This is a genomic window from Bacillus sp. NH11B (genome assembly GCF_001884205.1).
Lineage (GTDB): Bacteria > Bacillota > Bacilli > Bacillales > Bacillaceae_G > Bacillus_A > Bacillus_A proteolyticus.
In genome coordinates this window covers 96,787-105,041 of record NZ_MAOG01000017.1, presented here as the reverse complement: position 1 = coordinate 105,041, position 8,255 = coordinate 96,787, and the positions used below count along the sequence as shown (strand labels likewise).

The 8,255-nt window shown below is 37.6% G+C and carries 10 protein-coding genes and 1 other annotated feature; of the genes, 8 read left to right on the top strand and 2 right to left on the bottom strand.

Going from position 1 to position 8,255, the window contains the following annotated elements:
- Positions 1-182 precede the first annotated feature (182 nt).
- Positions 183-650 carry a GerW family sporulation protein gene (gene ytfJ / locus BAU27_RS04310; RefSeq protein ID WP_071744814.1) on the top strand — a complete coding sequence of 156 codons (468 nt, stop codon included), beginning with the start codon at positions 183-185 and terminating at the stop codon, positions 648-650.
- A 108-nt stretch (positions 651-758) separates the two neighbouring features.
- Positions 759-848 (top strand): hypothetical protein, encoded by a 90-nt coding sequence (locus BAU27_RS04305; protein ID WP_000608227.1) that lies wholly within the window; start codon positions 759-761, stop codon positions 846-848.
- Between the two features lie 373 nt (positions 849-1,221).
- Here the strand turns inward: BAU27_RS04305 and BAU27_RS04300 are convergent, their stop codons facing one another.
- Positions 1,222-1,461: a YkuS family protein gene (locus tag BAU27_RS04300; protein WP_002149532.1), complete on the bottom strand. Its 240-nt coding sequence runs from the start codon at positions 1,459-1,461 to the stop codon at positions 1,222-1,224.
- A gap of 86 nt (positions 1,462-1,547) precedes the next feature.
- Positions 1,548-1,787, bottom strand: a complete 240-nt coding sequence (locus tag BAU27_RS04295) for a DUF3911 family protein (protein WP_071744815.1) — start codon at positions 1,785-1,787, stop codon at positions 1,548-1,550.
- Positions 1,788-1,846: 59 nt separating this feature from the next.
- Between BAU27_RS04295 and BAU27_RS33310 the strand changes: the two genes are divergently transcribed.
- The 6 genes from BAU27_RS33310 (at position 1,847) to leuA (ending at position 8,184) form a co-directional block, all read left to right on the top strand.
- Positions 1,847-2,062 (top strand): hypothetical protein, encoded by a 216-nt coding sequence (locus BAU27_RS33310; RefSeq protein WP_071770197.1) that lies wholly within the window; start codon positions 1,847-1,849, stop codon positions 2,060-2,062.
- Positions 2,063-2,203: 141 nt separating this feature from the next.
- Positions 2,204-3,100 carry a branched-chain-amino-acid transaminase gene (ilvE, locus tag BAU27_RS04285; RefSeq protein ID WP_071770196.1) on the top strand — a complete coding sequence of 299 codons (897 nt, stop codon included), beginning with the start codon at positions 2,204-2,206 and terminating at the stop codon, positions 3,098-3,100.
- 16 nt (positions 3,101-3,116) lie between these two features.
- Positions 3,117-3,343: a binding site (T-box leader), on the top strand.
- Between the two features lie 72 nt (positions 3,344-3,415).
- The gene (gene ilvB / locus BAU27_RS04280; protein ID WP_071770195.1) at positions 3,416-5,116 is read left to right on the top strand and encodes an acetolactate synthase large subunit; all 1,701 of its coding nucleotides are present in this window, start codon (positions 3,416-3,418) and stop codon (positions 5,114-5,116) included.
- On the top strand, positions 5,113-5,625 hold the full coding sequence (gene ilvN, locus BAU27_RS04275) for an acetolactate synthase small subunit (protein ID WP_000822951.1): 513 nt from the start codon (positions 5,113-5,115) through the stop codon (positions 5,623-5,625). Before ilvB ends, ilvN begins: the two co-directional genes overlap by 4 nt.
- A gap of 26 nt (positions 5,626-5,651) precedes the next feature.
- On the top strand, positions 5,652-6,662 hold the full coding sequence (gene ilvC / locus BAU27_RS04270; protein WP_071770194.1) for a ketol-acid reductoisomerase: 1,011 nt from the start codon (positions 5,652-5,654) through the stop codon (positions 6,660-6,662).
- A gap of 1 nt (position 6,663) precedes the next feature.
- The gene (gene leuA / locus BAU27_RS04265; protein ID WP_071770193.1) at positions 6,664-8,184 is read left to right on the top strand and encodes a 2-isopropylmalate synthase; all 1,521 of its coding nucleotides are present in this window, start codon (positions 6,664-6,666) and stop codon (positions 8,182-8,184) included.
- Positions 8,185-8,255 lie beyond the last annotated feature (71 nt).

The window sequence follows — 8,255 nt, the reverse complement described above, 5'->3', positions numbered from 1 at the left end:
GGCTGGGGCGAAGAAGTTAGGTGGGAGTCGGGCTGCCCGTAAACGCCCGATTGGTGAAGGCTAATAATCAGTGGGGGATGAACAAAACCCCACTGATTAAAGTTTCACTTTATCCGAGCCTGTACAGGGAGTAATATCCAATTGGAAAGTGAAAATGTTTTTTTAAAATAGGAAAACTAAGTATGACTTCCTCTATTTTGGAAAGTATAAAAAAGAATAATGAGGAAAGGGTGCAATACATAATGGAACATCCAATTGAAAATTTAATGAAAACAGCAATGACAAATTTAAAAGAGATGGTAGATGTAAATACGATTGTTGGAAGTCCAGTTTCAACAGCTGACGGAAATGTAGTATTAACAGTGTCTCAAGTGGCTTTCGGTTTTGGAGCTGGTGGAAGTGACTTTAAAGGGGAGTTTATTTCTGAAAAACATAATGGCGGACAAGGGCAGCATAAAGAGAACAAGCAAAATCATCCATTCGGAGGCGGAAGCGGGGCTGGGGTTTCTATTAGCCCAGTTGCTTTTTTAGTAGTTGGTTCTAACGGTGTGCAAGTATTGCATCTCAATAGTAGTACACATTTAATTGAAAAAGCTCTAAATACTGTACCAAGTACTGTAGATAAATTTGTAAATGGTCGCCACAAGTGAACTTGCATTTTTTAGGAATTATGATATATTAGAAAAAGTGCGCTTTAGGATGATCGGAATAATTGAACTGTAAATATATATGATGTGTGGAATAAGGGAGAGGAATTTATGATTAATATCAAAAACTTAGTAGTTGGCTTATTTATGTTAGTAAGCGGTTTTGTTGTATATGTAATAAAAGAAAAAGCTCCATTCTAAAACAGACAAACCGTTAATGTCTGTTTTTAATTTGTAAAAAATGTTGACAAGTTATTGTATTGGTGTTAAAATTTTAATTCGTGTCTCGGTTAAAGCTAGTGTAAAGTAAATAAATCTTATGAATATAATACGAAAAGTTTGCGAAAGATCGGGTAGTCTTACCAACAACTTTTGTGAACAAACCCTATAAATTGTATATGTAAGCTTTATATGTATACTAGTGAATCAAGGAGCGGTCAGTGGAACCGTAATGATGAGAGAGAGGTAGGGCTTTCATCCAGTATATGTTACTTTCCCGTTAGGTGAATATAAAAAAGAGGGCTCCTTTTGAAAAGGGGCCCTCTTTCTTTTGTGTATTGTGATTTGTAAAAATTTAAATGCGACTTTCAACTTGCTGACAAATTTCATCTGTTGTTAAACCATGAGCTGTAATTACCGATCCTTTTATTGATGTATCTGCAATACCCATCATATTAGAATCTTGCCCAGTTACAACACAACAATCGCACCCCTGTGCATCGTGTTCTGAGTTAAGTGTAACGACTTCATGTCCATGTTGCTGAAGAGCTTGTTGAACATCTGTTAACGAGTTTTCAACGCCAATTCTAGCCATAATTCTCACCTCCTACCATCTAGTCGTTAGTATGCTCAAGTTTTTACTATATATTTATGAAAAGATGGTAGGAAGAGAATATTTGTTTAGTCGTTATATACACCAGTAAGCATTTGACTTACGAACTGATCGTTTAAAGTATCTTGGGCGGAAGAAGTATTTGAATGAATGCCGATTGAAGCAATAAAATTATTATGTTCTTTATTATTTGGTTCTACCTCTACATAATTATCGAATTTACAAAAACCTTTCGTATCCATTAGATCAAATAGTTGAAGCATTTCTACTACCTCTTGTCTCGTTCCTTTAATTTGTACACACGCCATATTGATTTCCTCCTTCATTTTGACAAATTGTTTTTTAAAAATAGGATTATGATTACGAAATGAAAAATATGAATGTTATTTTTAGACAGCGTTATTTTTATTATTTTCCCCCTTTTTCAGCAAAAGTCGTTGTATATTCCCGAATTTATAAAAACGGACGTCCGTTTATTGAATACAATAGATTCGTATCAATTGACAAAAATCCTGCTTTTAAACAAATATTTTTTTTAGTGGAAATTGGCGAAAAAAAATTTTTGACTTTTTGTAAACGTTAACAATGCTGTTAAATCAATATAATCAAAGATGTACGTACGATCAAAAATTAAAAATTTTCTAAAAATTCACTTGATTTATTTAGAAAGGAGAGTAAACTAGGAAACAATAAAAAACTCATAGAACATAGGGGGCGCTTTCCAGTGAACGAGCAATGGATTTTCTTAAATGGAGAATTTGTTCCAAAAGACGAAGCAAAAGTTTCAGTATATGATCATGGCTATTTATATGGCGATGGAGTGTTCGAAGGGATTAGGGTGTATAGCGGTAATGTTTTCCGTTTGAGAGAGCATCTTGTCCGGTTATATGAATCAGCGAAATCCATCATGTTAGAAATTCCATATACGTTAGAAGAAGCAACGAAGATCGTTGTTGAAACGATTCGACATAACAAACTATCTAATGGATATATCCGCCTAGTTGTGTCAAGAGGACCAGGGAATCTTGGATTAGATCCTGATTCTTGTACGAAACCAAATGTAGTAGTAATTGCAGAACAACTATCTTTATTCCCACAAGAATATTATGAAAAAGGGATTCCAATTATAACAGTTGCAACGCGTCGTAATCGCCCAGATGTTTTGTCGCCTCAAGTAAAATCTTTAAATTACTTAAATAATATTTTAGTTCGCATCGAAGCGAAATTAGCTGGAGTACAAGAAGCACTTATGTTAAATGATCAAGGGTATGTAGCTGAAGGCTCTGGAGATAACGTATTTATTGTAAAAGGAAATAAATTAATTACACCGCCAAGTTCTGCTGGGGCGTTAGAAGGTATTACACGAAACGCAATTTTAGAAATCGGCGAAAAGCTTGGGTATGACGTAAGAGAAGAATTATTCACAAGGCACGATGTATATGTAGCTGATGAAGTGTTTTTAACAGGAACAGCTGCTGAAGTCATTGCTGTTACGACAGTAGATGGTAGAACGATTGGTTTAGGAAAAACAGGTCCATATACAAATCGTCTATTAGAAGAATTTCGTAAATTAGTTGTAGAAGATGGTGAGAAAATTTACGAAGAAAATAAAGTTGGATAATAACTCTTTATGACATGATAAAACGTTGATAGGGAGGAGTAGTTGATTGTGAAGCCTCACAGAGAGTCGGTGGTTGCTGAAAACCGATGGTTCACGTCGACGAACATCGCCCTTGAGTGCTAAGCTGAAGCATTTGTCTAGGCTTAGACGGTAGCTCCGTTATTAGCTAGACTCATCCCGAGTCACTGAGGCAAGAGTATTCTTGCAAAGAAGGGTGGTACCGCGAAATCTTTCGTCCCTTCAGCACATAGCTGGAGTGTGGACGTAGGATTTTTTTATTTTATAAAGGGTATAAAAAGGGGGCTTATAAGAAAAATGTCTTCAAAAACAGAAGAGAAACTGGCAACTGGTGCACAGCTATTGTTAGAAGCGCTAGAAAAGGAAAGAGTAGAAGTGATTTTCGGTTATCCAGGTGGTGCTGTTTTACCTCTATATGATGCGCTTTATGATTGTGAGATTCCGCATATTTTAACGCGGCATGAACAAGGTGCAATTCATGCCGCTGAAGGATATGCAAGAATTACAGGGAATCCAGGAGTTGTAATTGCAACAAGCGGGCCTGGTGCTACAAATGTTATTACTGGTCTAGCTGACGCGATGATTGATTCATTACCGCTTGTTGTATTTACAGGGCAAGTAGCAACAACGTTAATCGGGAGTGATGCTTTCCAAGAAGCTGATATTATGGGGCTTACGATGCCGGTGACGAAACATAATTATCAAGTACGAAAAGCATCGGATTTACCTCGAATTATTAAAGAAGCATTTCATATAGCTAGAACAGGAAGACCGGGACCAGTTGTAATTGACCTTCCGAAAGATATGGTAGTAGAGAAAGGTGAGCGATGTAGTGATGTACAAATGGATTTACCAGGATACCAGCCTAATTACGAACCGAATCTACTACAAATAAACAAATTATTACAAGCGATTGCGACTTCAAAAAAGCCGTTAATTTTAGCTGGAGCAGGTGTATTACATGCAAAGGCATCGAAAGAATTAACAAGCTTTGCTCGTAAATATCAAATTCCTGTTGTGCATACATTACTTGGTCTTGGTGGTTTTTCGCCTGATGATAAATTATTTCTTGGGATGGGAGGAATGCACGGTTCTTACACGGCTAATATGGCGTTATATGAATGTGATCTACTAATAAATATAGGAGCAAGATTTGACGATCGTCTTACTGGGAATTTAGCATATTTTGCTAAAGAAGCGCTTGTCGCACATATAGATATTGATCCAGCGGAAATCGGAAAAAATGTGCCGACTGAAATTCCAATTGTTGCGAGTGCGAAGCGGGCGTTAGAAGTATTACTTCAAACAGAAGGAAGTAAAGAAAATCATCATGAATGGCTCTCTTTATTAAAGAGTAGAAAAGAAAAATATCCATTAACTTATAAACGAAATTCTGAAAGTATTAAACCTCAATACGCGATTGATATGCTATATGAAATTACGAAGGGAAAAGCCATTGTAACAACAGACGTTGGGCAACATCAAATGTGGGCAGCACAATATTATCCGCTGAAAAATCCAGATAAATGGGTAACCTCTGGAGGCTTAGGAACAATGGGATTTGGATTTCCAGCAGCAATTGGTGCACAAATTGCAAAGCCAGAGGAATTAGTTATTGCCATTGTCGGTGATGCGGGATTTCAAATGACCCTGCAAGAACTAAGTGTATTAAAAGAGCATTCTTTACCAGTTAAAGTGTTTATTTTAAATAATGAAGCTTTAGGAATGGTAAGACAATGGCAAGATGAGTTTTATAATAAACGATATTCGCACTCCATACTTTCGTGTCAACCAGATTTTGTTGCCCTTGCGAATGCATACGGCATAAAAGGCATCCGTATTGATGATCCACTTCTTGCAAAGAAGCAATTAAAGCATGCGATTGAATTACAAGAACCAGTATTAATTGATTGCCGCGTACTTCAATCTGAAAAGGTTATGCCGATGGTTGCCCCAGGAAAAGGGGTTCACCAAATGGAGGGAGTGGAGAAAAGGTGAAGAGAATTGTTACAGCGACAGTTCGAAATCAAAGCGGTGTGTTAAATCGAATTACAGGCGTTATGACACGTAGACATTTTAATATTGAAAGTATTTCAGTAGGGCATACGGAATCGTCGGATATTTCAAGGATGACGATTGTTGTACATGTTGAAAGTGAACAGCAAGTTGAACAGTTAATTAAACAACTGCATAAGCAAATCGATGTCCTAAAAGTCTCTGATATTACAGAAGAGGCAATGATTGCTAGAGAACTCGCACTTATTAAAGTGGCAACTTCAAGTGTAACAAGAGCAGAATTATATAGTTTAATTGAACCGTTCCGAGCCGCTGTAATAGATGTTGGAAAGGATTCCATAGTGGTGCAAGTAACAGGTACCCAGGAGAAAGTAGAAGCGTTAATTGAATTGCTTCGTCCATACGGTTTGAAAGAAATTGCTAGAACAGGTGTAACAGCATTTACGCGTAGTATGAAAAAACAAGATAAACAAGTGATGTTAATTCAATAATTATTTAAATATAGGGGGAAATGAAAATGGCAAAAGTTTATTATGAGAAAGATGTAACGGTAAATGTATTAAAGGAAAAGAAAGTAGCAATTATCGGATATGGATCGCAAGGTCATGCGCATGCGCAAAACTTACGTGATAACGGATTTGATGTAGTAGTTGGACTGAGAAAAGGAAAATCATGGAATAAGGCGAAAGAAGATGGCTTTTCTGTATATACAGTAGCGGAAGCAGCAAAACAGGCGGATGTAGTAATGATTCTACTACCTGATGAATTGCAGCCAGAAGTATATGGAGCTGAAATTGCACCAAACTTACAAGGCGGGAATTCTCTTGTGTTCGCACATGGCTTTAATGTTCACTTTGATCAAGTAAAACCGCCAGCTAATGTAGATGTATTTCTAGTAGCGCCGAAAGGCCCGGGGCATCTAGTGCGCCGTACGTTTGCTGAGGGCGGAGCTGTTCCTGCATTGTTTGCAGTATATCAAGATGCAACAGGAGTTGCGACTGAAAAAGCACTTTCTTATGCTGATGGAATTGGAGCGACGAGAGCTGGTGTATTAGAAACAACGTTTAAGGAAGAAACAGAAACAGATTTATTTGGAGAGCAAGCTGTGCTTTGTGGCGGAGTAACTGCGCTAGTAAAAGCTGGATTTGAAACGTTAGTTGATGCAGGATATCAACCTGAACTTGCATATTTTGAATGTTTACATGAATTGAAACTCATTGTTGATCTTATGTACGAAGGTGGACTTGAAAATATGAGATATTCAGTTTCAGATACAGCGCAGTGGGGCGACTTCGTATCAGGACCACGCGTTGTTACTGAAGATACGAAGAAAGCGATGGGAGAAGTGTTAGCAGAAATTCAAGATGGTACATTTGCAAGAGGTTGGATTGCAGAACATAAAGCAGGAAGACCAAATTTCCAGGCGACAAATGAGAAAGAAAATGAACATGAAATCGAAGTGGTTGGACGTAAATTACGCGAAATGATGCCTTTCGTACAGCCACGAGTAAAGGCAGGGATTAAATAATATGAAGCAGATTTTGTTCATGGATACGACGCTTCGTGATGGCGAACAATCACCAGGAGTTAATTTAAATGAACAAGAGAAATTGCAGATTGCAAGGCAACTAGAGAGACTTGGTATTAATGTAATGGAAGCGGGATTCGCAGCAGCTTCTGAAGGTGATTTTCAATCGGTAAAACGTATCGCAAATACCATTCAAAATGCTACGGTTATGAGTTTAGCTAGAGCGAAAGAAAGTGATATTCGAAGAGCCTATGAAGCGGTGAAAGGTGCTGTCTCTCCTCGTTTACACGTATTTTTAGCTACAAGTGACATTCATATGAAACATAAGCTTTGTATGTCAAAAGAAGATGTATTAGATAGCATTCATCGCTCGGTTACGCTCGGAAAATCGTTATTTCCGACAGTGCAATTTTCAGCAGAAGATGCAACAAGAACATCGAGAGTATTTTTAGCTGAAGCAGTAGAAGTAGCGATTCGTGCAGGAGCGAATGTAATCAATATTCCTGATACAGTTGGATATACGAATCCAGAAGAATATTATTCTCTTTTTAAATACTTACAAGAATCTGTTCCTTCGTATGAAAAAGCAATTTTCTCTTGTCACTGTCACGATGATCTTGGGATGGCAGTAGCGAATTCGTTAGCTGCGGTTGAAGGCGGAGCATTGCAAGTAGAAGGAACGATTAATGGAATTGGAGAAAGAGCGGGGAATGCAGCTCTAGAAGAGGTCGCAGTTGCTCTTCATATCAGAAAAGATTTCTATGAAGCAGAGTCTTCTATGACGTTAAAAGAAATTAAAGCGACAAGTACATTAGTAAGTCGTTTAACAGGTATGGTTGTACCAAAAAATAAAGCGATTGTTGGAGCGAATGCATTTGCTCATGAATCAGGTATTCATCAAGATGGTGTTTTAAAAGAAGTGACGACATATGAAATTATTGAACCGACCCTTATAGGTGAATCTCAAAATCTATTTGTACTTGGAAAACATTCTGGTCGTCACGCATTTACGGAAAAAATGAAAGAACTAGGCTATGAATTTACAAAGGAAGAACGTGATGCGGTATTTGAAGCTTTTAAAAAATTAGCTGATCGTAAGAAGGAAATTACTGAAGAAGATTTACGAGCGCTTATGCTTGGTGAAGCAGCATTTGCGGCGCAGCAATATAACATTACGCAATTACAAGTGCACTTCGTATCAAATAGTACACAATGTGCGACAGTTGTGCTGAAGGATGAGGAAGGAAACGTATACGAAGATGCAGCGACTGGTTCTGGTAGTATTGAAGCGATTTACAATGCAATCCAAAGAATTTTAGGATTAGAATGTGAATTGGCAGATTATCGCATACAATCTATTACGCAAGGTCAAGACGCACTTGCCCATGTTCATGTTGAATTAAAAGAAGGAATGCATCAAGTATCAGGTTTTGGTGTTGCACAAGACGTATTGGAAGCTTCGGCGAGAGCTTATGTCCACGCGGCAGGGAAATTGAAATCTTTTATAGCGCTTGTAAAGTAAATGTTAGATAAGTGAGGAAAGTTCTCCTCACTTATCTAATTAAAGTTCTGAAAATTCAGTTAAAGGGGTGC